This is a genomic window from Veronia pacifica (genome assembly GCF_001707825.1).
Lineage (GTDB): Bacteria > Pseudomonadota > Gammaproteobacteria > Enterobacterales > Vibrionaceae > Veronia > Veronia pacifica.
Genome location: NZ_LYBM01000026.1, coordinates 1 through 25290 on the forward strand (window position 1 = coordinate 1; position 25290 = coordinate 25290).

Sequence of the window (25290 nt, forward strand, 5' to 3'; positions counted from 1 at the left end):
GATTAGAACCCAAGGCAAAGAACACAACCAAACGGATGTTACTAAGGACCGATTGGACTAGTTTTTGGGGTGCAGGTCAGAGCCTACGATTTATGTTTAGTGGAAATTACTATGCCTGCGGCGAGTGAACAGTCGAGTGACTGTTTGACGTTTTCAGACGCACAACAAAGGTTCGTTGTGCGAATTTTATGTTGTATTGATTATGCTGTGTATTGAAACTACGGCATAGCCTGTCTAAGTGGTGGAAATCCGAGCGTTTTGCGTCTTGTTTGTGCAGATCATGGTCAAGCGAACAGTTTTTCCTTAAGAGCTTCACAAGTACCATCGATTCCCGGGAAGAGTGACCCAGCGGTTAAACCCATCAGAGTCAATTCTCTAACGACTTTATCCCGCTCACTCCAAGGTATATCAATACACTGTAAAACTGAGATATCATGCTTCTGCTCAAGTTTCTTGATGAATTTTTCAATATCTGCAACGTTTGATATTGTAGCGGTAGCTTGTTGCGGAATCATGCGTGGGTTTTCAGTGCCTAGCAAATCTACGACAGCTAGATTAAAGCAATTTACTATCAATGAATCTAAACCGACATGATAGGTTTCGAGTAATGTTCTGTTGAGCATAAAAATACGAACTTTTCTCTCTGGGTTATCTTTTGCATCTTTAGAAGTTATACCTCTAAATGCAAAAAAGGCAGCAACATAAGGTGAATATGTCCAGTCTAGTAATGGTGTAGGAAAACCGTGATGTTGTGCGAGATTGAGAAATGCGCCGAAATCTTTGTTATCAGCTAGCTTAAACTGATATTTTGTATCTGTCGTCAATTGTCTATGTAACTCAGGAATACACTTATTTCTATAATTGACAAGATCATATCTACCTTGTCTATTAAAACCTGTTTCTAATTTCCATTGTTGGTTCTGGCCTCGAAATATTGTTCCATCTGAAAAATCTAAGGCGTGTCTTTTGAACTCATCCCAACTGTAGTTAAGAGGCGTAAGTGACGAATCTTTACCACAGTTAATGCTATTAAGAAAACCACTCACTTCTGTGCCAATATCAGTTGTCATTTTTATAGAGATTGTGTTTTTGTCTATTCTCTCAACTATTACAACAACCTCATTAGGAATGAACATTTCATTGTCATGATATGATTTAATGCTATCCCAGCTGTCCACTGTTTTAGTAACTGGATGCACAGCTAAAATATCTGTAATGTCAAAAATACATCGATAGTCATCGAACCTCATTATATCGATATATGCCATAAGTGATGGCATCGAGTTGTCTTTATCCTCATAGTGAACGAGGCCTGTAAAACTGTCATCTCTATCATCTATGTTTAGAATTATCTCCCCATCGTTTGTACCAGAAACTGCCCCAAACCACTGACCTTGCATATAACTATTTCCCTCTTACTTATCTATTATTTTTATAACTTTCTTACTTCCGGTTTGAGGGACTCACCCTCTCCCCATCACCATAGCCACTCGGCCTTTCACTTCTATATCAGATTCAGAGACGGTGATTTGATTGCCATCAAAGCTGATCGCCAGTTGCTTACCTGGCAGGCGTTGAACAGAGTTTACTGATAGGCGGCCATCAATACCGATGAGGTAATTACCTGAAATGGCGTCGGTCTCTGAGGTATTGATAAACAGCAGGCTGCCGTCTTGCTCAATAACCAGCGTTTCTTTCGCTTTAAGGCCATATTTCGCCAGTGTTCAATCATCAATAGATGTTGCACCGTTAGCAGATAGATCGCCGTTCTTGAGCGTATGAACAGATACTGCATCAACCAATCGTCCAGATTCAGGGAATGCTTCACCTTCTCCCAGCGTCAACCAAGTCATCGAAATCCCAGTATTTAAATACATGTTTGCAGGCATTTAAAATTGGATAATACTTTTATCTTTCGATGTAAAAATACTCGATCAAAGTATTCCAAATAGCCCTGTAGTTTTCTAATCAGACACGATTTTTGCGGCTTGTTTCAGGCTCAATAGGTTGATCTTTAGTTATCGCAAACATCAAGCTGCGATTGATACTTCATTTCATAAACCAGCCCGTAAACGCCAAGTAGAAACAACAATGCCAGTCGGGTAATGACTGGCATTTTATATATCAAGATCTATCGCTGGTGTTTGTAGGCTTTACGCGAATGCGTCCTCTACAGTCAGCATTTTGATACCGCGAACTTGCATTGAATCCACCGCTAATGCATGCGAAATCGGATCAACGGTACAGCAGCATTCCTCAATCACTTTAGGGTTGTATTTGGCTGCTGCCGGAGACAGGGCTGTATGGGTCACACAGTTGTGGGTCATCATGCCCGTTAGCACGATCTCTTCTATCCCCATCTCCTGAAGTAATGCCTCAAGATTGGTTTTCTCGAAACAATCAGCATGGCGCTTAACAACAACGGGTGAGTTGGGCGCTTCAGCCATAATGTTTTTGTGGATTTCTGCGCCTTCGGATTCATCATAGAAAAAGAGACCTTCACCCAATTCAGGCGAGACGAGATGCTGAATATGAATTATGGGGATGTTCTTTTCATTCGCGATGGACATAGCATCAAGAATTTTCGCTGTGGTGATCTCAGGATGATAAAGCGGGTAGTGCCCGTTATCGAAATAATCGTTTTGGATGTCGATGACAATTAATGCCTGTTTAGCCATGTTATTTCCTCCCTGTACCTTGTTTGATGTGTCCATTATGCTGAATTTGAGCTGTTGAAGTGAGAGTCTAAAATGACACGAAGGAAGGCAAATACGACAAAGGTTATAGGATGAAAACAATTAAAATTGAGGTCATTAATTATCCAACAGCCAGTCAATCTGCGGTACATGGTGTTGTTGAGTCAATGACGCTTGCAAACACAATTTGTCAGCAGTTTGATGTATCAATTAGGTTCGATGTCAGTGTAAGCACGCTGGAAGATTTTGATGTAGAAAGGGTCGTTGATGTCGTGGTGCTACCGCCTTGTATTAACGATGATTTCTATACTCAAACCAATACACCTCTCAATACCTACCTGTTAAAGATGCAGCAACGGGGTGCCGTGCTTGCTTCGGCCTGTGTCGGCGCATTTATTCTCGCAAGAGGTGGGTTTTTAGATAATAAGTTTTGTACGACACACTGGAGATTGGTTGAGCCTTTTCGGGCTGATTTCCCTCAAGTAAAACTTAATGACAGTGCGATCATTGTAAATGAGGGGAATGTTATCACTGCGGGCGGCCGTATGGCATGGCTTGATCTGGTTTTCGAGATAATCTCGTTGTTTACCTCACCGACAATTGCGCTGAGTCTGGCGAAAGAACTGGTTGTAGATTGCGGTTTACGCGACCAGAGATTTTACCGTCAGTTTGTTCCCAGACTGGATCATGGTGATGAGCTGGTTCTGAGAGTTCAACGTTATTTGGATGAGCACTTTGCTGAACCCCTCTCTGTTCAAGATATCGCATCGAAACATTTTGTGAGCGCCAGAACATTACAAAGGCGTTTTCTCAATGCCATAGACTCCACGCTAGTCCAGTATTTACAGAAGCTGCGTCTACACAACGCTTGCCAATTGATGCAACTTACTAAAAACGGAATTGCTGAGATATCGTATGATGTTGGTTATCAAGATGTCAGTGCTTTTAGAAAGGTGTTCAGGAGGGAGTATGGCCTCACCCCAACAGAATTTAGAAAGCGATTTAGTACTTACTCTTCATCGGACTAACGACGCAGTAGAATCTATCCTGAGTAAATAAATCATGGTGATTTTACTCTGATAGCGCACTCTTTTTTTCGTGTTGCATGACCTATTTTGAATTCATTAGGAAATTGATAAAAATCTGCATTCTTCTTGGCAGATAACTGCGACTGGGGTAGAGCAGATAACAGGAAAACTGTCTGGCTTTCCAGCCGGGCAATATTTTCACCAGTTTTCCAGCTTCCACACAGTCTCTGGTAATGTGGTTAATGAGTAGACCAAGCCCCATGCCAGAAAAAACCATATCTTTGGCGAAGACAGGGGAGTTGGTTTCAAAAAAATTCACCGGCGAAAAACGCAGTATCTCCGACTGTCTCTGTAATACCAATTCGCCTCCATTCTTGAGGTTACTGATCAAAATCCATCTTTGTGAGAGAAGGTTTTCCGTTGTGACAGGTTCATTCAAGGTGTCGAGATAGGAGGGGGCTGCATAAACTTCCAGTTCATCATCGAATAGTTTTCTCGCGACGAATCCCATTTCATCCATCGCAGATACCCGAATCGCTAGATCAACCCGGCTTTTTATCATATCAACTCTGTCGTCACTGATAAGAAAATCAAATTCAATAAAAGGGTATTGTGTTGAAAACTCATTGATTCTTTTGAGCAGCCATTTGTTGGCAATATCGTAGGTCGTGCTGAGGCGGATTTTTCCACGCAACTCATCTTGTGACAGAACTTTGTCCGTCATTACAAGAGATTCCAGTACCGACTGGGCGAGCGGGAGAATTTTTTCACCGTCAGGCGTGACACTGAGTGTGCGTGTGGATCGTTGTAATACCCTTACTTTCACCAGCTCTTCCAATTTTCGAATTTGTTCGCTGACGGCTGGCCTACTGATACCTAACAGAGTTGCCGCTTTATTAAAGCTGCCAGTATTAACGACTGCTGCAAACACTGCCATGGCCTTGAGTCTTTGTAACTGCATTTCTATTATTCCGATAATCGTAACAGTGAGATTTGAATTTAGTCCCTTACTATGATTAATTAAAGAAACTACAATTAAATCAATAAATAATTAGTATATGAAATTAAGAATTAAAAATTTGATGAAAATAATTTAAAAAAGGAGAATCTTATGTCATCAGTTAATATGCAAACTCAGAACTTGGCAATTATCGACACGTATTTTTCAAGTCTGGCAGTTGGAGACTTAGATAAATTTGCCAGCCTTTTTTCTGATGGTGTGGTATGGCATCAACCAGGTGACAATAAGTTCTCCGGTGATAAGCAGGGTTTCGGTGAAGTCGGTGCTATGGTTGGCGGTATGATGGAAGACAGTCAAGGCTCATTCGTTGTTCAACCTGACGGTAAAGCTATGGCAAACGGCGACTTTGTCTCCGCTCCTGTTAAATTTAGCGGAAGTAAAGTGATTGGCGATGTTAGCAATGAGGTCGATATGCAGGGCTCAGATTTATTCAGAATTGAAGATGGAAAGATTGTAGAAGTCTGGCTTTTCTCATCAGATCAAGAAGCAGAAGATAACTTCTGGAATATGTAATTAGATGTTATTCAATATTTCATAATGATTTTTAAATAAAAAATTTCATAGACTCATTGAGTTAAAAAATTAATAAGCAAATTTTTTTATTAAAATACACTTTTTGGGTCTATGAAAGATTAACTTGTTTCATAATAAATAATGTGGACAGTTTCATATTTAAAAAATTGTAACTCTTTATAAAGGTACATTATTTTGAATTCATTACCATTGAGCGCCTGATACAGAGGTGCCCTAATGTGTACCAACAAAGTCACAGTTGCTACACAATCACACAATCTCATCAGTCAATGCGAGAGTCATCGTCGAAAATATCAGCTTGACCATGTCCTGCCTCATTCACTCTGAAACAGAACGAACTTTCTGAAATTAGACTATCTCCACGACGTTGGTCGCATCTGATATTTGCGTAGAGTTCAATCGCATTTCACGTTTTCTTGCGTTGTGGTCAAACAGCGTGGTGTTATTGTCTGGACACATATCTATAAAAAATCACATATGTGGTGACATAAACATAAGAGCGTGACGTGTGAGGAATTAACGATGGAAAAGACCCTACCACCAGCCCTTAAAAAGGGCGATACGATTGCTTTTTTTTCTCCTTCTACTCCAATTACTGCTCTGGCCACTGGGCGTTTTGAGAGAGCCCGTCATTTCCTGTCGGAAAAAGGATTTATTCTTAAAGCTGGCTCGCTGACGGGTAAAACAGATCATTATCGATCTGGTTCGATCCAAGAGAGAGCTGAGGAGTTGAATGCCCTGATAAGAGATCCCGCCGTGAGGTGTATTATGTCAACGATTGGCGGCATGAACAGTAATGCGCTGCTGCCTTACATTGACTACGAAGCACTGCTGAAAGATCCAAAAATCATCATTGGATATTCTGATGTGACCGCCTTACTTTCGGGCATCTATGCAAAGACAGGTCTAATCACTTTTTACGGGCCCGCGCTGGTGGCATCTTTTGGCGAATTTCCTCCAATGGTCGACGACACCTATGACAGTTTTAAACAGCTAGTCATAAATGGAATGGGCCAATCTCATCAGTACACTATGCCTGAAGCATGGACGGATGAATTCATCGATTGGAAAACTCAAAGCGGCCCGAAAAGTACACAGCCAAATCAGTGGGTCTTTCAGGGGCAGGGTGTGTATACAGGACGACTCATAGGTGGGAATCTCAATACTATGGCCGGCATTTGGGGAAGTCCTTACATGCCAGAGATTGAAGACGGCGATATTTTATTGCTTGAGGATTCGTTAAAGGGCATCGAAAGTGTGGAGCGTAGTTTTGCTCACTTAAAGGCGTGTGGGGTATTTGATCGCGTAAGTGCTGTGCTGTTGGGCAAGCATGAGAAATTTAATGATAAAGGCACAAAGCGGCAGCCAATAGATGTTCTTAGAGAAGTACTGAATGACCAGCCTTTGCCAATTGTCGTTGATTTTGATTGTTGCCATACGCACCCCATGCTAACGATGCCGCTTGGGGCGACGGTAACCGTTGACTTTGAGCAAGAGACAGTGCGCCTTGAAGATAAGTGGTAGTCGCCGCCAGTTCCGAACCTGTACTGTCTTTCCTTATCTGTCAAGATGCTGTGAATGACTCATCAGTGAGACCGGGATGGTAAACCACTCTCTCTCTGTCATACTATTTGGTAGACTACATTTAAACCAATGAATATGAACTAGTTTGGGGAAAAATCGATGGCTACTGGAAAGACGTTGCTGATAGGTGCTCTGCTTGGACTCTCATGTGTTGCTCACGGTGAGGAAAGCAGCTGGGATAAGGCGAAATCATCGGCGTCAAGTGCCTGGGATTCAGCGTTAGAAGCGGGTGAAAACCTGTGGGACGCAACCAAAGACGGTACAGAAGAAGCGTGGGATTCAACCAAAGAAAAAAGCTCAGACCTTTGGGATAAGACCAAAGAAAAAGGTGCTGACGCATGGGATTCAACCAAAGAAAAAAGCGGCGATATCTGGGAAGGAGCCAAAGAGAAAGGCAGTGAACTCTACGAACAGGGGAAAGATAAAGCCGATGAATTACTGTTACCTGAGAATGGTGAATCAAAAAAGCCAGCTGATGTTGAAGAGCTAGACATTTTTGATCAATCCGCGTGATTTGTAGGGCTCGTCGGTAGCGAACCGACGAGTCATCTAATCACTGGTTCACAACGATCGACTCACCCGCCATTATTTAAATGCCTGCTGTTTTTCTCTCAAATATCTTTTAGTAATAGTCCTTTATTTCTTTTAGCAATGCTTCTTTCCTCTCTGCCTCGATAAACGAGGCGTTAATAGCATTAATGGTGCATTGAACCAGTTGGTGCCGGGTAAGATTCAGTGCTTTGTGTACGGCGATAAAATTATCTGTCATATAGCCGCCAAAAAACGCCGGATCATCAGAGTTGATGGTCACGCACAGCCCCTTTTTCAACAAAAAAAGGATGTTGTGCTGCTCCATAGAGGAAAACACGCGTAGTTTGATGTTAGACAGTGGGCAAATTGTCAGCGGCATTTTCATCTTGGCTAAATCATCGACTAATTTTCTGTCTGACGTACATCTCACGCCATGGTCTATCCGCTCAGCTTTCAGATCGTTAATGGCGGAGCGAATATTGTCTGGCGGTCCTTCCTCTCCGGCGTGCGCCACACACTTTAGTCCAAGTTGACGGCTGGCGGCAAAAACACGACAGAATTTTTCTGGTGGATGACCCACTTCAGAAGAGTCCAGTCCAACCCCGACAATCTTATCCAGATGAGGTTGAGCCTGCTCAAGGGTTTCAAATGCATCCTGCTCACTGAGGTGCCTCAGAAAGCTCATGATCAGCTGAGAGCTTATCCCCAATTCCTCTTCGCCTTTTTTTAACGCATCAGTGATACCGTTTATGACGACGTCAAAAGGAATATTTCGCTGAGTATGAGTTTGTGGATCAAAGAAAATTTCAGTGTGCCTAACATTGTCCTGTTGGCAACGAAGAAGGTAAGCCCAGGTCAGATCAAAAAAGTCCTGCTGGTTTTGCAGAACATTTGCGCCCTGATAGTAAATATCAAGAAAAGACTGTAAATCAGTAAACTGGTAGGCATTTCTGGCTTCTTCAACACTGGAGTAGGGTAAACGGATATTGTTTCGTTTGGCCAGTTCGAACATTAACTCTGGCTCAAGAGAGCCTTCAATATGCAGATGTAACTCTACTTTTGGCATGTCGCGGATAAAATCTTCCATACTGACAACTCCATGATATTACGTGGCGTTAACCCTAATGTTCACGAATCCTATCTGTTCGCTCGATTGGGATTAACAGGACACTGGCAATCGTTAAGTGTAATAAAACCAGTGTCTTAACTAATCATGGCAATAATTCAGTTATCTCGCGAGTAAACCCGTCTGCCGAGTGAGTAAGTTTGTGATACCGCTCGGTCATCGCCCAATGTGGTAAGAACAAACAGCTTTTCTTCAATATTTTTACAGTGCTCCATCCTTGTTTTCATGAGCTCTGTCGCTTCAGGATCGATGACAACGAAATCCGCCTCTTTTCCGGGAATGAAGTTGCCAATTTTGTCAGATAAATACAGCGCTTCAGCCCCACCCAAGGTGGCCTGATAGAGAGACTTTATCGGGTGCAGTTTGCAGCTTTGCATTTGCATTACCTTGTATGCCTCACCCATGGTGTGAATCATTGAAAAAGTAGTGCCTGCGCCGATATCAGTGCCAATTCCAACCCGGACGCCAATTTTTTCCACCTTCTCCAGAGGGAAAAGACCTGAGCCCAGAAACAAATTTGATGTCGGGCAGAAAGCGACTGCCGCTCCTGCTTCTGCCATGCGGTGGCACTGCTCATCGCAAAGGTGAACACCATGGGCAAAGACAGCCCTTGGTTTGACCAAACCGTGTTGATCATAGACATCGAGGTAGTTTTTACTTTCAGGGAAAAGCTCTTTTACCCACGCAATTTCCTGCTTATTTTCAGATAAATGGGTATGTAAATAGACATCAGGATATTCGGCCAGCAATTTACCAGCCATCGCCAGTTGTTCATCTGAACAGGTAGGGGCAAAGCGGGGAGTGACAGCGTAATGTAATCGGCCTTTGTTGTGCCATTTTTCAATCAGGTTTTTACTGTCTTGGTAGCCGGTTTCTGGGGTATCGGAGAGAGCCTCTGGTGCGTGTCGATCCATCAACACTTTTCCGCCAATCATGCGCAAATTACGCTTCTCGGCTTCCTGAAAAAAGACATCCACCGATTCCGGATGCACGGTACCAAAGACCAGTGCTGTCGTGGTGCCATTCATCAACAGCTGATCAAAAAACTCAATTGCAACTTCTGATGCGTAGTCAACATCCGAAAAACGCATCTCCTCTGGGAAGGTATAGTTATTCAGCCAGTCAAGAAGTTGGTCGCCATAGGCACCGATGATTCTGGTTTGCGGATAGTGAATATGGGTATCAATAAATCCTGGAAGGATGAGTTGCCCGCGTAAATCAATAACGTTGAGGCTGGTAGGGAGCTGTTCAGATAACTCCCTGTAATGCCCTAGCGCCTCTATGTGGCCATCTTTGATAACTAACAGGCCATCCTCAAAGTATTGAAAACTGTTTTCAATACCCATGTGTGTCGGGTTGCCAATACTGTGTAAAACGGATGCCCGGTATGCCTCTCGAGAAGACGCTTCATTGCTCATTCTTTGCTTTCCTTGTTCTTTATCTATGCCCGGGCTTTTTTGACATTGTTAGCTTTTGAAAGTGTCAGTGTGTTCTCAGCCATTTTATCGACATTTTGTGCTTTATTTTCAAGGGTCTGATAATACCCAATTAGCTCACCAGCGACTGATACAGCGATCTCAGACGGATGTTTACCTGCCACATTTGAAATACCAATAGGGCAGATCATGCTGTTAATCTGTTCAGGACTAAAATCACGTTGTTTCAAGCGATGTTCAAATCGCTTGCGTTTGGTTTCGGAGCCAATTACGCCAAAGTAGCGACTGTCGCCTTTTTTTAAGATTGCTTTGGTGAGCTCAAAATCCAGATGGTGATTATGGGTCATCACTAGGTAGAAGCCATTGGCTGCCAGTTCTGAGACCTCGGCGACCGGGTCATCAGTCACTTTGGTTTCAACATTCTCTGGCACATTGTCTGGAAACTGCTCCTCGCGTTCGTCCACCCATATGATAGAAAAAGGCAGGCTAGCAAGTATTGGGACGAGTGCTTTGGCGACATGTCCCGCACCAAACAGCATCAGTGGATAGCGTTGTGGCATTATCGGCTCCAGACAAATTGATACCATGCCGCCACAGCATTGACCCAAGCTGGCACCGAGATTGAATCGTTCAATCTGCATTGAGCTGACCCTGTTCTCTAACATTTTGCGCGCAAGTTGTGTTGCCATATGTTCCAGGTGCCCACCACCAATTGTGTCAGTGATCCCGTCGGCTGTTACCAGCATTTTGGTTCCGGCACTTCTGGGTACTGAGCCTTTTTCGTCGATAACAGTCACCAGCACACAGGGAACGGCTTCTTTCTCATATTTTGCCAGCGTATGTATCCAGTCGTAATTTTGCATCAGGCGGTCTCTCCCAATATTTTAGACTCGGAGACGTCGTCCTGAACCTTATGTTCACGGGCACGCTTAATCGCGAGATATACCTGCTCAGGTGTTGCGGGGGCGGGTAGGTAAGGGATCACGCCGTCATCAGCAATACTGACAATGGCATCTTTGATGGCGCTCCATACAGAGATGGCGAGCATAAAGGGAGGTTCACCGACAGCTTTAGAGTGAAATACGGTGTCCTCAGGGTTGGCACGATTCTCAACCAGTTTTACATTAAAAACTTCTGGGACGTCATTCACTGCGGGTATTTTGTAAGTCGCGGGCCCTGCTGTTGCAAGACTGCCAGACTCATTCCATACCAGTTCTTCAGTGGTTAACCAACCCATACCCTGAACGAACCCACCTTCGACCTGACCAATGTCGATAGCGGGATTCAACGCTGCACCGACATCATGCAAGACATCGACACGAAGTACCTTGTATTCGCCTGTGAGGGTATCAAGGATAACCTCAGAACAGGAGACTCCATAGGCAAAGTAGTAGAAGGGGCGGCCTCTGGCCTTTTTATGGTCATAGTGTATCTTTGGCGTACGGTAAAAACCCGTACTTGCCAGTGAGATTTGATTGAACCAACACAGCTCAGCAAAATCTGCAAAGGTCATTGTTGCCTGATCGCCTATAGATACAATGCCATTGCTGAAAACGACATCTTCTTTATCGACCTTGTAATGGCTACTGGCAAAATCGACCATACGTTGCTTGATTGTCATGGCGGCATTCTGGGCTGCTTTACCATTCAAATCCGTACCGGATGATGCTGCAGTTGGTGAGGTGTTGGGTGTTTTTTCTGTATTGGTAGCGGTGACGTTTATGGTGTCAATATCGACACTGAAGGTTTCAGCCACTATCTGAGCCACCTTAGTATGCAAGCCCTGGCCCATTTCTGTCCCACCGTGGTTCAGGCATATGCTGCCATCGGTATAGATAGTGACAAGAGCACCAGCCTGATTGAGGAAGGTGGCGGTAAATGAGATCCCGAACTTGACGGGTGTCAGTGAGATCCCTTTTTTGAGGATCGGATTTTGCTGATTGAAGGTCTTTATGTCTTCGCGACGTTTTTGATAATCACAACTTTGTTCCAGCTCCTCAGTCATTTCCTCCAGCAGGATATCTTCTACTTTCTGGAAATAGTGTGTTTCATCGCGACCATCGTGCTCGCTGTAGTAGTTGCGTTTTCTTACATCAAGCGGGTCTTTGCCGAGCTTGCAGGCAATATCATCCATGATGTGCTCGATGGTCATCATACCCTGTGGGCCACCAAAGCCACGATAAGCGGTGTTTGATGCGGTATGTGTTTTTACGCAATGCCCGGTAATGGTGGCATTGTTAAGGTAATAGGCATTGTCGGAGTGAAACATTGCCCGGTCGACAATAGACCGGGAAAGATCGGTGGAATATCCAGCGTTGCCTGATACGACAATTTCTATCCCCTGAATGCGGCCGGTATCATCAAAACCTACCCGATACTGGTTATAAAAAGGGTGTCGTTTCCCTGTCATTATCATATCTTCCCGACGCGGCAGACGGAACTTAGTGGGGCGTCCGGTTTTGACTGAGATAACAGCAGCGATACAGGCAGGTGAAGCGGCCTGTGTTTCTTTACCGCCAAAACCCCCTCCCATCCGACGCATATCAATCAGGACTTTGTGCATGGGCACTGCCAGCACGGAGGCGACAAGCTTCTGAACTTCGGTAGGGTTTTGTGTGGAGCAGTATACAATGACACCACCGTCTTCGGTTGGCACCACGCTGGACGCCTGTGTTTCCAAATAGAAGTGTTCCTGACCACCGATGTGAATGTCGCCTTTAAGAACATGCGGTGATGCTGCAATAGCTGCTTTTGCATCTCCTCGTTTTTGAGTATGGCTGTCAGTGACAAAAAACTCTTTTGCAAGAGATGCCTCGACATCAATTGCGGGCTGTAGGATTTCATAGTCAACGACAGCGGCCATTGCCCCTTTTCTGGCGTTATCCAGTGAATCAGCGGCGACAGCAATAACGGGCTGACCCACAAAACTCACTTCGCCGTCAGCCAACATGGGATCGCCAGCTTCAACGGGACCGATATCCAATTCGCCCGGCACATCATCAGCCGTCAAGACATAGGCAACACCCGGAATATCGTAGCAAGGACTTGTATCGATACGAGTCACTTTTGCATATGCATGAGGGCTGGTTAACGCGTAGACATGAAGTTGATTAGGGAACTCCTGTCTATCATCAATATATATCGCTTCGCCAGTGACATGCTTTGCAGCACTCTCATGCTTTACTGATTTCGCAACACCCGTGTTAAGCCCTGATTTGGCTTGTTCTAACATTTGTTCACGAGTCATTTCGGGAGCAGTTTTACGAGACATAACTGATCACCTCTATTTGTATATCTTGTTCAGCACTCTGATTTAGCCGTTGTTGTAAGTAAAACCGATAGAGCAGATTAGCTGCTGTTTCGATGCGATACTCCTTTGAGGCCCGGCAATCTGATATCGGCGAGAAGTCTGCCTCCAGTGCTGTCATGGCTTTTTGAATATTGATTGCGTTAAAGACTTCACCGCGTAATGCTTGTTCTGCGAGTGTTGCCCGGGCGGGAACCGCCGCCATGCCTCCGTATGCAAGGCGAACATCGATGACAACGTTATTTTCAATAGTGAAATTAAATGCGGCACATACCGCTGAGATATCATCATCAATGCGCTTAGAGACTTTGTGAGCCTGAAAAATCTGGTTGGCAGAAGGTTTTGGAATGCGTATTTGCTCGATAAACTCTGATACCTGCAATTCTGTTACCTTGTAACCTTTAAAGAAATCATCCAGTGAAATTTCACGTCTCTTGTTGCCCTTACGGAGAACAACACTGGCATTCAGAGCAATCAACAGAGGAGGGGAGTCACCGATGGGAGAGGCGTTGGCAACGTTACCACCGAGCGTTCCCTGATTTCTGACTTGTAGCGATGCAAAGCGATGGAGCAGTTTGCTGAAGTCAGGAAAATAGGGCTTGAGGATGTTGTGAACCTGAGTCAGCGACACATTGGCACCGATTTCAATGTGAGTGTCTGTCTCGTTGACAGTTTTCATGTCGCTGACGTTACCCAAATGAACAAGTATGTCGATGTCACGATGAAACTGAGTCACTTCGAGTGCGAGATCAGTCCCACCTGCAACCATTTTTGCGTCAGGATGCGTAAGTAAAATATCGGCGAGTTGGTCGCTACTTGTTGGTATGAATGCGCTGTGCGACCTGTCTGTCAACTGACTGGGTTGGTCTGTTATCGCTAACAACTTCTCAACGACTTCGGTCTGGTATTCGGTGAACCTATCATGTAGTGCTTCTTCCTGACTGATTGACAGGGCAGCATCTACAATTGGCCTGTAACCTGTGCAGCGGCACAGGTTTCCTGCCAATGCTTCCTCTACATCCATTCTGTCTGCGTTAGGCGCATTTTTGGTGAGTGCGAACATCGACATAACAAAGCCGGGCGTGCAGAATCCGCATTGTGAACCGTGGTATTCAACCATCGCCTGTTGAACTGGATGGAGTTGTTCGCCGGATTTTAAATCTTCGACAGTGATTAACTGCTTGCCTTGCAGCGAACCAATAAACGTCAGGCAAGCATTTACGCTCTGGTATGAAAGTTCTCCATTTTTGACCTCACCCAAGACGACGGTGCACGCACCACAATCTCCCGAGCCACAGCCTTCCTTGGTACCACTCTTGCCTGCTTGCTCACGCAAATACTTCAATACTGTTGTATTCGGCGAGAGCTCACTCACTTCACGCATCTCTTGGTTTAGTAAAAAACGAATCACCAAATTCTCCTTGATACATTCTGCGACAAATTGTTAACCACTCAGCAACATTTAAACTCTAGAATTTATTGACCGAGCGGTCAATAAATTTTGTTAACCAACGGGGATTAAAAGTGAGACTAAGGAGGTGGCATTTACTTTTTTATTTATAAATCACAATAAATTCATTTATTTAAGATGATTAATAAATAACTGGTTTTTTTTGTGGGTTTGTTATTGATAAGGATTTTGAGGAGGTTTTTGTGGTGTCAGTGTAAAGAGATCACAAGTTACTGAAGGCTATAAGGCCAGAGAAGGAATGTGGCGGCTACGGTTAATATTGGTTGAGTTAAATACCAGAATAGCCTTTTCAGCCACTGGTTTGTCAGTGATATATTTAGTGAATACTGGCGAAGCAGGGGTTGCCTCGCCCGAAGAGTCAAAAGTGTTATGACTACTTTTTATTCGTTACATTTGAGAACACAGTATGCAGGTCTTTACGAGGCTTCACTTCATTAAGGCGGAGCTTGGATTTGATATGGCTTAGGTGTTCAACCATCAAGTTTCTGGCGTGTTTTTCATCGCCTTCTTCAATTGCATCTACCAGCATTGTGTGTTCATCTAATGAACAGTTACTGGCTTTACTGGTCTCGTACAATGCAATAATGAGAGAGCACTGTGATACCAAGCTACGTTGAAAACTTAAGAGTGGCGGATTATTTGCCATCTCTGCCAGTTTTATGTGGAACTCACCAGAGATTCGAATAGCGCGCCCTTGATCGCCCTCTAGGGTCGCCTTATCTTCCTCTATGATCATTGCCCGACATTCTTCAATCTGTTTCTTTGAGGCATGTTTGGTGGCTAACTCGATGATGGCCAATTCAAGTACTTCTCTTGCTTTGAGTATCTGATTGGCTTCTTCAACACTCGGCGAAGCGACAACAGAGCCTCTGTTAGGACGGGTAACTACCACCTGTTCTACCGATAGCCTCAACAGCGCGCGTCTGATTATGGTCCTACTCACACCAAAGATTTCTCCCAGCGCCTCTTCACTGAGCTTTGTGCCGGGTGGAAGCCGATGCTCTAAAATAGCATCGAATATGTGACCATAAACGATGTCATCCTGCGTACGTGACGATTGCTTCGTCGTCTTGATTTTTGTTTTCGATAATCCAGCCATCTGCCCAACTTGTGTGGTAAACCATGTGCTCTTGATATGATGATGATGCCAGTTATTTATCTAAAAAGGCAAATTAATCACTCTAAACGCATACATTTTTTTTACCAAATTGTATATCAAAAATAGCTATTTGTACTGTGGGTGAGTGAAAGTTTGATTAGAGTTTGATTATTTACATTACATTTATTAACGCTCGGTGGCATGGGGTTGGTGAGCCAGTATCAAAAAATAAAATTGACTTGGCCTACTGTTTTTAACACTCGCTATATTCAAAGGCCATTGATGTAGCCAATGCGTCTGAAATATTCACCGAGTAGGTATATCTTTGCCCCGCTGTTTTCGTCTTTACTTCGCCTCAAAGCAAATTAGGTCCACCATCAAGTTTGTCGACACTTCACATTTATTCAATTTACAGGCGACATTATTTGAATTTCATCATGTTAAAAAAAACCTTTTAGTTGCAAACGTTCGGAATTCTCAAAAAAAACACAAATCTTTAACACTATGAAAAGTAATGGCTTTATTATTTATGCTCAATTATTTATTCGCCATCTGTCTTGCCTTTATTTTTAGACTTCATTGCATGGAAAAATTATTAGCAATAACAGTTATTTATATAATTTTTTTGTATCAATTATATATAAAATAAGAAGCATAAAAATACAAAAAATGGATGTTTTATTGGTGAGTTTTTTCGTCGCTCATTTACAAATTAAGACCCTCTGTTGTCTCATTAATTAAACGATACCTCGAGAATAATTGTATTCACAAGCTATCATTATTGTATTCAATTTTAGAGGTTGGCATTCGACTTCATTTTTTAAAGAGTGCTGAGTCTTACGTATTTCTATCTGATGTAGCTACTTTGCATGCTAGATAGCAGTGGTTTGGCTCAATTTAATGTATTACCACTACAGCAACTGGCACAGGGAGGTTCACACATGAGTGACAATGATTCGTTAGTCGATAAACTAAGAGATCCAGATTATACACCACCCCTTTCTCAAGCTATTCCCCTAGGGCTCCAACATTTACTCGCCATGTTCGTCGGCAATATCACACCAGCTATTATTATCGCTGGTGCGGCTGGATTTGGTTATGGTTCGAACTCACCAGATTTCCACAATATGATTTACATGTTGCAGGTCTCTATGCTGTTTGCTGGCGTTGCCACATTATTTCAGACCATTGGTTTTGGCCCTATTGGTGCCAGGCTGCCTATTGTTCAGGGGACAAGTTTTGCTTTTGTTCCCATCCTTATCCCTATCGTTGCGGGTAAGGGAGTAGACGCGATGGCAGTGGTCACAGGTGGCGTTATTGCTGGTGGCCTTTTCCATGCTGCACTTGCACCTTTGATCGGTAAGATACGTTTTGCTCTTCCCCCTTTGGTTACCGGTCTGGTTGTCACAATGATTGGGTTAAGCCTGGTGCATGTGGGTATTCAGTATGCGGCAGGCGGTGTTCCAGCTGAAGGAACGGCGGAGTATGGGAGTGCACTGAACTGGACAGTAGCCATACTCGTGGTCGTTGTGACACTCGGTGTGAAGTTTCTGACCAAGGGCGTCACGTCTGTTGCTGCAATCCTCATTGGGATGTTGGTTGGGTATGTGGTTGCGTGGTCATTCGGCATGGTGAGCTTTGCAAATGTAGGCAAAGCCGCCTATTTCTCAATCCCTAATCCCTTTCATTTCGGTATTGATTTTACGGTAGCGGCAATCGTAGGTTTTTGTTTGATGTCGTTTATATCAGCTATCGAAACGGTTGGTGATGTGTCAGGTATTACTAAAGCGGGTGCGGACAGAGAGGCAACATCAGAAGAGATTCGTGGTGCAACTTATGCCGATGGTCTGGGTTCAGCTTTGTCTGGTGTGTTTGGCGCCTTACCAAATACTTCTTTCTCACAGAATGTCGGATTGATTGCATTGACTGGCATGATGAGTCGGGGTGTTGTCACTATCTGTGCGATATTCTTGATTGTCGCCGGATTCGTACCAAAAGTAGGCGCGTTGATCACCACCATTCCAATTGAAGTGCTTGGCGGCAGTATTATTGTGATGTTCGGTATGATAGTGGCCGCTGGTATTTCATTGCTGACAGAGGTGAATTGGAACCGAAGAAATATGGTTATCTTCGCTGTTTCTCTATCTATTGGCCTAGGTTTGCAGCAAGAGCCCGGAACACTTCAGTATGTGAACGATACTGTTAAGGTCTTCCTGACATCGGGTCTTCTCCCGGCGGCATTTCTTGCCATCATATTAAATCTGATTATCCCCGAAGAAGCGTAACTTGACCGTCCCTGTGAATTTACATTCATGGGGACACTCTCCTGACACTGTAAAAACCATCCTCTTCGAAAGCACGACGCATAGAAATTTTCGCAGCGCAGTCTGATTTTACTCTTTCTCTTTTTAGAATTTTCGTTTGGCCTACTTTAAGATCCTATTAATTATGATTGCTTAGTCTAAATAATGTGACTAATCGTCAAATTAAGATTAATTACTCTAACATGTGGTATTGTATTTTTGCGCTATTTCAAAAACAAGTAGAAATAATAATTAAAGGAATATTGTCTTATGCTGAACACAATCAGCCTTCTTATCTGCCGATGCTTTATGACACTCTTGGCTGTGATGTCAACAATAGTCCCACTGCCCAGACCTACTCTGTTCACTGGTCCCAACTCCTCGGCTCAACTTTGCCATACCCTGTCGCTGATGGGGCAAACACGTATTTTACTGGTGACTGACAAACCTCTGGTTGAACTTGGTCTTGCTGGAAGAATAAAAGCAGAGTTGGAAAACGAGGGCGTGAGTTGCGTGATTTTTGACGGGGTATTACCCGATCCCACGTCGGAACAAGTTGAGAAAGGATTAGCCTGTTATCATAGTGAAAAATGTACTGGCGTGTTGGCATTAGGGGGAGGGTCTCCGATCGACTGTGCCAAAGTAATAGCGGCTGCTGTCAACAATAAGAAAAGTGTGCGTAAAATGTCTGGTTACTTCCGTCTTTTTAAAGCACCAGCACCTTTCTTTGTGATCCCGACCACTGCAGGCACGGGTTCAGAAGCGACGATAGCAGCAATCGTTTCAGATCCAGTTACTCATGTAAAAACGCCTATTATTGACCCTAAACTGGTCCCCATAATGGCAGCCCTTGACCCGACGCTTGTTACAGGTTTACCCCCCATGGTCACTGCAGCAACAGGCATGGATGCACTAACTCATGCCGTTGAGGCTTATGTGTCGAGAAATCGTGCACAAGACAGCGATGGTTACGCAATAGCGGCCATAAAGCTTCTCAGCACTAACCTTGAACAGGCTGTGAGAAGCGGCGAAGATGAGAAGGTTCGCTTCAATACCATGTTTGCCTCCTATTTAGCAGGAATGGCTTTTACTAAAGCGGGTGTCGGATATGTTCATGCTATTGCGCACAACTTAGGGGCTAAGTATGGAACGCCTCATGGAATAGCAAATGCAATTGTACTACCAAACGTCTTGGACGAGTTTAAGCATGATATTCAGCCTCGACTCGCAGAGCTGGCCGACGCGGCGGGTGTGAGCAGTGAACACCAATCTGAGTCAGAAAATGCACAGGCTTTCATTGATTATGTTCGTCATTTACAGGCGACATTTTCTATTCCAACAACAGTGGATGACTTGAAGAGTAATGATATTCCTATGCTGGCAAGTGCCGCTTTGAAAGAGGCACATTGGACGTATCCAGTGCCTGTTTATATGAATCAATTACAGTGTGAAAAGTTGATCGCGCGGCTGGTAACGAAAGAAGTATAGAAGTTAGGTGGAGTAGTCAAATAATCGGTATTTTCCGGTCGTTGGATCCTCATTACCATAAATGACCCAACTACAAAGGTAGTCAGGGTCATTAACCACCTCGCCTGTTGAATGTAATACGTATTGACCAGGTTCTGCGGCCATTAAGTGCTCAAAGTCGGGGGGGATTCGAAATTCAGTTTTGGTATCGTTACGGCGTATAACTATGCCTTCCGCATCAACCCTAATGATTGGACCGAATAGCTGGATTCTCTCAATAGCATCATCAGCGGTATCGATTAACGAAATGCCAATCAACAACACTTTATTTATAAGATCATTGATTTCTTTCATAGGTACTCGACGTTATTCAATAAAAAATGCATCCAACTCAACGGATTGAGGGTGCAAAACGATAATATTATTTGTTGTTCTCGGTATCTTAAACTGAGCCCTGATAGAAGGCGTTGCTGTCATATTCATCTATAGATAATTGATCATCAATGTTATGCAAGGCTTGTACGTCAATTTTTAAAGCAATATCAATCAAATATGAAAAATATGAGAAATTTAAGCTTTGTACCTTACACGATTAGCTGATGAGTTTTCATGGGGTATTTCGCTTTAACGTTCCATTAATATGTCAGTTTTTTAATTGTTTCATTATTGAGAATGAAATATTAATAGGTATGTGATTAACCTAACTGTAGTAATTACTGACCTACAATGATCAATAGATGAAAGATCGCGTGTTACGCGTTTAATAAGGGATATGTGTATCAGCAAAAATAAATGCAATAGGCATTATATGATTAAGGTTTAATATGCATATAAATGAACATAAGCTTCCAGCATTCAATATTTACAATAGCCAAATTTTGCAGGTTTATGATTTTTGGGTATTAGGAATGACAAATTTATTTTTTTGGAAGTGTCCGACACGGGTTATTACTGAAAAATTTGAGATATCATTATCTAAAAACCATATTGATGTGGGGGTAGGCTCTGGATATTTTCTCGACCATTGCTTAAAAAAAGATACCTGCCGTATTGGTTTAGTAGACGCAAATAAAACGTGCTTATCAGCAACCTCCAAACGTATTAAGCGTTTTAGGCCAGAAACTTATGTTGCTGACATTAGAGACCCATTAAATGTTGAAACTGAGCAATTTGATTCAATGAGTCTGAATTTTGTATTACATGGCTTACCCGGCACAATGGATGAAAAATCAGTCGTTTTAGGCAACGTACTGAAGCTTTTAAGGCCGGGCGGAAAATTATTTGGCAGCACAGTGTTATGTGACAGTTCGTTGGATACTGGTGTCGCCGCAAAGACGTTAATGAAGATCTACAACAAGTTTGGTATTTACTCTAACCAGTCGGATACCTTGAACGAACTTAAAAAAGTGCTTAATGAGCATCTTGACTACATTGAAATAGACATTGTGGGATGTGTCGCAGTATTTTCAGGCTCGAAAAAGTCTACATCACTTGAAATGGACAATATTAGATTCCCTGTCTCTCCATTTCTATTTAGTGAACAATAAAACTATTTATTATTAGATAGTTAATGCATTAATAGCCTCTCTTAATTTACCTTGGCACCTCGTACTCAATCTACTTCCACAACCTCTCTAACGCTTGGTCAAACTTCAACATAATCCCCTGCTTTTACCTTTTTCTATAAAAGCCGTTTTTATTTTGCATGCAATATTTTTTAAATTACCGTATCACCGAGCTTGTCTTAGCGAAATTTTTGTTATTTTTCTGTTGATGATTTTTGGTACTGTCAAAGAAATTTATCCTTAATGACTGTCTTTTAAGACGGATATAATTATTTATCATACTGGTCATACCACACTTCAGCATTAATATTTCTTTTAAATAATAAAAATTAAATCAAGTAATTAAGTTTTTACAGCGAATCAAAAGTTCCGATTGAGACGGATCTGATTACTTTTTGAACTTGCTTAAATCGTGAATACGATCTAAGAATACAATTGTTAATAATTATTGTATACAAAAAGGAATTAGTGATGGCGAGGATGAGAGCAATAGACGCCGCAGTGGCAGTATTGAAGAAAGAGGGTGTTTCCTTAGCATTCGGCGTACCTGGCGCGGCGATCAATCCTTTTTACTCTGCATTGAAGAAAGTTGAGGGCATTCAGCACATCCTCGCAAGGCATGTTGAAGGTGCCTCTCATATGGCCGAGGGATACACGCGAGCTGAGCCGGGAAATATCGGCCTGTGTATTGGTACATCAGGTCCTGCAGGGACAGACATGATCACTGGTTTATACTCAGCACATGCTGATTCGATTCCGATTCTCTGCGTCACAGGCCAGGCGCCGAGAGACCGTCTGCACAAGGAAGATTTTCAGGCTGTAGACATTGAATCTATTGCAAAGCCAGTGACTAAGTGGTGCGCAACAGTAATGGAACCTGCACTGGTACCACGAGCTTTCCAGCATGCCTTTCAGGTGATGAAGTCTGGCCGGCCCGGCCCTGTTTTGATTGATTTACCTCTTGATGTTCAGCTGGCTGAAATCGAGTTTGATATTGATAGCTACGAACCTTTAGAAGCATACAAACCGTCTGCCAGCAGACAGCAGGCAGAACAAGTTATTAAGATGCTTAACGAATCAGAGCGTCCTCTGATTGTATCTGGCGGCGGAGTCATTAACTCAAATGCTTCAGACAAGCTTCAGGAATTTGCCGAACTTTTAAATATACCTGTTATTCCAACACTGATGGGATGGGGCAGTATCCCCGACGATCATCCACTCATGTCAGGTATGGTTGGCCTACAGACATCGCACAAGTATGGTAATGAAACTCTACTACGTTCTGATTTGGTGCTCGGTATTGGTAACCGTTGGGCTAACCGTCATACAGGCTCACTCGGTGTTTACACTGAAGGCCGTAAGTTTATTCACATTGATATAGAACCAACACAGATAGGAAGAGTGTTTTGCCCTGACCTCGGTATTGTATCTGATGCAGGGGATGCTCTTACTGAATTGTTGGCTGTGGCCAGAGAGCTGGCAAGCGCGGGCTCTTTACCCGATAGAACAGGGTGGGTAGATGAATGTCAGGAGCGGAAAGCAACCATGCTCCGCAAGACACATTACACAGAAAAACCTGTCAAACCAATGCGTGTCTATGAAGAAATGAATCGTGTATTTGGTAAGGACACCTGTTATGTCAGTACGATAGGCTTGTCGCAGATTGCAGCCGCGCAATTCTTACATGTTTACAAACCTCGTCATTGGATAAATTGTGGTCAGGCTGGCCCTCTTGGTTGGACTGTACCTGCTGCTCTCGGCGTACGAGCTGCAAACCCCGATAAAGAAGTCGTGGCAATATCCGGAGATTATGATTTTCAGTTTATGGTCGAAGAATTGGCGGCAGGTGCACAGTTCAAACTTCCTTATGTACATGTATTGGTGAATAACTCTTATCTTGGGTTAATCAGGCAAGCTCAGCGCATGTTTGACATCGATTATTGTGTACAGCTGGCGTTTGATAACCAGAACGCACCAGAGCTTGAAGGGTATGGTGTTGATCATGTCGCTGTGACCGAGGGTTTAGGTTGTAAGGCCTTACGAGTAAAGGATCCGGAAGAGATTGAGCCCGCACTCCAGAAAGCGCGGGATATGGCGAAACAATATCAGGTACCTGTTGTTGTCGAAATTATTCTTGAGAAGGTAACCAATATCTCAATGGGCGTTGATATCAACGCGATCAATGAATTTGAAGCTTTGGCGGAGAGTATTGCAGACGCGCCAACTGCAATTGCCAAAGCTTCAAAGCAATAATCTCTGTAAATGTCTAGCAAATAAGGAAATAAACTATGCCAAAACTTGCTGCCAATTTATCAATGTTATTCACCGAGCTTCCTTTTATTGAGCGGTTTGGTGCAGCAGCAAAAGCTGGATTCAAAGGGGTGGAGTACTTGTTCCCCTATGCGTATGACGCACAGGAGATAAAACAGGAGCTTGATAAGCATGGCCTTACTCAGGTGCTGTTTAATTTGCCAGCAGGTGACTGGGATGGCGGTGAGCGAGGTATTGGCGCGAACCCGGAGCGTGTAAATGAATTCCGCGCGGGGCTCGAGATGGCCATTTCTTATGCCAGAGTGCTAGGTTGTGACCAAATTAACTGCCTTGCAGGCATTCAGCCTGAGAAATTTAGCGAGCAGGAAGCAGAGGCAACGCTGGTTGCTAACCTCAAATATGCTGCCAAGGCGCTTAACGAGGAGGGTATCCGCTTAGTTGCTGAGGCGATAAACACACGTGATATACCGGGCTTCGTGCTTAACAATACCAAGCAGGGTCTGTCCATTCTCGAAAAAGTGGGTAGTTCCAATTTGAAGATTCAGTATGACATTTACCATATGCAGATTATGGAGGGTGATATTGCGCCTACGCTCAGCGAACACATCGAGTCGATTGGTCATATACAGCTTGCTGATAATCCCGGCAGACATGAGCCGGGTACAGGCGAACTCAACTATAAATTCCTCTTTCAGCATATCGACAGCATCGGTTATGACGGCTGGATAGGGTGTGAGTATAAGCCACTGACAACCACAGAAGAAGGACTCACCTGGCTCAAGAGCCACGGCGCATAACGAGGGGAAGCACTATGAGTACAATCGCATTTATCGGAACAGGGATCATGGGTAAGCCCATGGCGCAAAATCTTCAAAAGGCCGGACATAACATTATTCTTTCCAGTCATCGTGGTGCGGCTGATGCTGATTTAATCGGGGGTGGAGCCCACGTTGTTTCCTCTTTAAAAGAGGCTGCGGAAGCAGCTGAATTTATTATAACTATGGTGCCTGACACACCTCAGGTGGCTGAAGTTTTATTCAGTGACAAAGGATTAGCTCAAGGCTTGAGCGCTGGAAAAACTGTCATTGATATGAGTTCTATATCGCCGATCGAAACGAAAGAATTTGCAGCTAAAGTGAAGGAAACCGGAGCCGATTACCTGGACGCGCCTGTATCCGGCGGAGAGGTAGGTGCGATTAATGCAGCACTGACAATTATGGTGGGCGGTGATGAGAGTACGTTTGACTCGGCATTACCTCTGTTTGAAGCCATGGGGAAAAACATTAATCTGGTTGGAGATAACGGTGCCGGGCAGGTCTGCAAGGTGGCAAATCAGATCATTGTTGCATTAAACATTGAGGCGGTTTCTGAAGCCCTGGTCTTCGCATCAAAAGCAGGCGCGGACCCAGCTAAGATTCGAAACGCATTAATGGGAGGTTTCGCCAACTCGAAAATCCTCGAAGTCCATGGAGAACGAATGGTGAAAGGCACCTTCGACCCTGGCTTCAGAATCAAACTTCATCAGAAAGATCTTAACATCGCGCTTCAGGGAGCAGAGTCTCTGGGTGTGGCACTCCCGAATACTGCCAAGCACAGGAACTCTTTTCAACCTGCGCGGAATTAGGCGGCGAGGGTTGGGACCACTCAGCCATGATCAAAGCGATAGAGCATCTTTCTAAACACAGTATCCGCTAAACCGGAAGTCTTGCCCGGCGCATTGAAGGGGCCCGGGCCTTTTTCACTTATAATTTTAATGACAAATCGTATCGACTGAAATTATAAGCTGAAAGAGTAAGCGTAATTAAACGATAAACATGCGACAGCGTCAGGCCTTGATAAAAATGGGTCCTC

The 25290-nt window shown here is 43.7% G+C and carries 21 protein-coding genes and 1 pseudogene; 10 read left to right on the forward strand and 12 right to left on the reverse strand.

Features of this window, described 5'->3' with window-relative positions:
• Nucleotides 1-284: 284 nt before the first annotated feature.
• The 4 genes from A8L45_RS13910 to A8L45_RS13915 form a co-directional block, all read right to left on the reverse strand.
• Entirely contained in the window at nt 285-1400 is a 1116-nt protein-coding gene (locus tag A8L45_RS13910; protein ID WP_068903290.1) for an FRG domain-containing protein, read from the reverse strand.
• Nucleotides 1401-1463: 63 nt separating this feature from the next.
• The gene (locus A8L45_RS23855) at nt 1464-1721 is read right to left on the reverse strand and encodes a S24/S26 family peptidase (protein ID WP_083228349.1); all 258 of its coding nucleotides are present in this window, start codon (nt 1719-1721) and stop codon (nt 1464-1466) included.
• Between the two features lie 3 nt (nt 1722-1724).
• Entirely contained in the window at nt 1725-1877 is a 153-nt protein-coding gene (locus A8L45_RS25025) for a hypothetical protein (RefSeq protein WP_217492162.1), read from the reverse strand.
• Between the two features lie 276 nt (nt 1878-2153).
• On the reverse strand, nt 2154-2678 hold the full coding sequence (locus A8L45_RS13915) for a cysteine hydrolase family protein (RefSeq protein ID WP_068903292.1): 525 nt from the start codon (nt 2676-2678) through the stop codon (nt 2154-2156).
• 110 nt (nt 2679-2788) lie between these two features.
• Here A8L45_RS13915 and A8L45_RS13920 point away from each other — a divergent pair, with 110 nt between their 5' ends.
• Nucleotides 2789-3724, forward strand: a complete 936-nt coding sequence (locus A8L45_RS13920; protein WP_068903295.1) for a GlxA family transcriptional regulator — start codon at nt 2789-2791, stop codon at nt 3722-3724.
• An 82-nt stretch (nt 3725-3806) separates the two neighbouring features.
• Here the strand turns inward: A8L45_RS13920 and A8L45_RS13925 are convergent, their stop codons facing one another.
• A complete protein-coding gene (locus tag A8L45_RS13925; protein ID WP_083228345.1) occupies nt 3807-4685 on the reverse strand; it encodes a LysR family transcriptional regulator in 879 nt (292 codons plus the stop codon).
• 150 nt (nt 4686-4835) lie between these two features.
• Between A8L45_RS13925 and A8L45_RS13930 the strand changes: the two genes are divergently transcribed.
• The 3 genes from A8L45_RS13930 (at nt 4836) to A8L45_RS13940 (ending at nt 7376) form a co-directional block, all read left to right on the forward strand.
• Nucleotides 4836-5258: a nuclear transport factor 2 family protein gene (locus A8L45_RS13930; protein WP_245680729.1), complete on the forward strand. Its 423-nt coding sequence runs from the start codon at nt 4836-4838 to the stop codon at nt 5256-5258.
• A 543-nt stretch (nt 5259-5801) separates the two neighbouring features.
• The gene (locus A8L45_RS13935) at nt 5802-6803 is read left to right on the forward strand and encodes a S66 family peptidase (protein ID WP_068903297.1); all 1002 of its coding nucleotides are present in this window, start codon (nt 5802-5804) and stop codon (nt 6801-6803) included.
• Between the two features lie 159 nt (nt 6804-6962).
• Entirely contained in the window at nt 6963-7376 is a 414-nt protein-coding gene (locus A8L45_RS13940) for a hypothetical protein (RefSeq protein WP_068903299.1), read from the forward strand.
• A 109-nt stretch (nt 7377-7485) separates the two neighbouring features.
• On the opposite strand, the gene A8L45_RS13945 is transcribed toward A8L45_RS13940, so the two are convergent.
• The 6 genes from A8L45_RS13945 to A8L45_RS13970 form a co-directional block, all read right to left on the reverse strand.
• The gene (locus A8L45_RS13945; protein WP_068903301.1) at nt 7486-8481 is read right to left on the reverse strand and encodes an adenosine deaminase; all 996 of its coding nucleotides are present in this window, start codon (nt 8479-8481) and stop codon (nt 7486-7488) included.
• 137 nt (nt 8482-8618) lie between these two features.
• Complete coding sequence (gene guaD, locus A8L45_RS13950) at nt 8619-9938, reverse strand: guanine deaminase (RefSeq protein WP_068903304.1); 1320 nt, start codon at nt 9936-9938, stop codon at nt 8619-8621.
• A gap of 23 nt (nt 9939-9961) precedes the next feature.
• The gene (gene xdhC / locus A8L45_RS13955) at nt 9962-10819 is read right to left on the reverse strand and encodes a xanthine dehydrogenase accessory protein XdhC (protein ID WP_068903306.1); all 858 of its coding nucleotides are present in this window, start codon (nt 10817-10819) and stop codon (nt 9962-9964) included.
• Entirely contained in the window at nt 10819-13227 is a 2409-nt protein-coding gene (gene xdhB / locus A8L45_RS13960; protein WP_068903308.1) for a xanthine dehydrogenase molybdopterin binding subunit, read from the reverse strand. Before xdhB ends, xdhC begins: the two co-directional genes overlap by 1 nt.
• A complete protein-coding gene (xdhA, locus tag A8L45_RS13965) occupies nt 13217-14674 on the reverse strand; it encodes a xanthine dehydrogenase small subunit (RefSeq protein WP_068903310.1) in 1458 nt (485 codons plus the stop codon). The genes xdhB and xdhA overlap by 11 nt, the downstream gene beginning before the upstream one ends.
• Nucleotides 14675-15107: 433 nt before the next feature.
• A complete protein-coding gene (locus A8L45_RS13970) occupies nt 15108-15833 on the reverse strand; it encodes a GntR family transcriptional regulator (protein WP_068903313.1) in 726 nt (241 codons plus the stop codon).
• 941 nt (nt 15834-16774) lie between these two features.
• Between A8L45_RS13970 and A8L45_RS13975 the strand changes: the two genes are divergently transcribed.
• Both A8L45_RS13975 and A8L45_RS13980 read left to right on the forward strand, forming a co-directional pair.
• A complete protein-coding gene (locus A8L45_RS13975) occupies nt 16775-18118 on the forward strand; it encodes a uracil-xanthine permease family protein (protein WP_068903318.1) in 1344 nt (447 codons plus the stop codon).
• 288 nt (nt 18119-18406) lie between these two features.
• Nucleotides 18407-19624: an iron-containing alcohol dehydrogenase gene (locus A8L45_RS13980; RefSeq protein WP_068903323.1), complete on the forward strand. Its 1218-nt coding sequence runs from the start codon at nt 18407-18409 to the stop codon at nt 19622-19624.
• A gap of 3 nt (nt 19625-19627) precedes the next feature.
• On the opposite strand, the gene A8L45_RS13985 is transcribed toward A8L45_RS13980, so the two are convergent.
• Nucleotides 19628-19957 carry a hypothetical protein gene (locus tag A8L45_RS13985; RefSeq protein WP_068903326.1) on the reverse strand — a complete coding sequence of 110 codons (330 nt, stop codon included), beginning with the start codon at nt 19955-19957 and terminating at the stop codon, nt 19628-19630.
• A 470-nt stretch (nt 19958-20427) separates the two neighbouring features.
• Between A8L45_RS13985 and A8L45_RS13990 the strand changes: the two genes are divergently transcribed.
• The 4 genes and pseudogenes from A8L45_RS13990 (at nt 20428) to A8L45_RS14005 (ending at nt 25134) form a co-directional block, all read left to right on the forward strand.
• Nucleotides 20428-21150, forward strand: a complete 723-nt coding sequence (locus tag A8L45_RS13990) for a class I SAM-dependent methyltransferase (protein ID WP_068903329.1) — start codon at nt 20428-20430, stop codon at nt 21148-21150.
• 489 nt (nt 21151-21639) lie between these two features.
• Nucleotides 21640-23421, forward strand: a complete 1782-nt coding sequence (gcl, locus tag A8L45_RS13995; protein WP_068903331.1) for a glyoxylate carboligase — start codon at nt 21640-21642, stop codon at nt 23419-23421.
• A 35-nt stretch (nt 23422-23456) separates the two neighbouring features.
• Nucleotides 23457-24236 (forward strand): hydroxypyruvate isomerase, encoded by a 780-nt coding sequence (gene hyi / locus A8L45_RS14000; RefSeq protein WP_068903333.1) that lies wholly within the window; start codon nt 23457-23459, stop codon nt 24234-24236.
• Nucleotides 24237-24250: 14 nt separating this feature from the next.
• Nucleotides 24251-25134, forward strand: a pseudogene (locus A8L45_RS14005) (2-hydroxy-3-oxopropionate reductase).
• Nucleotides 25135-25290 lie beyond the last annotated feature (156 nt).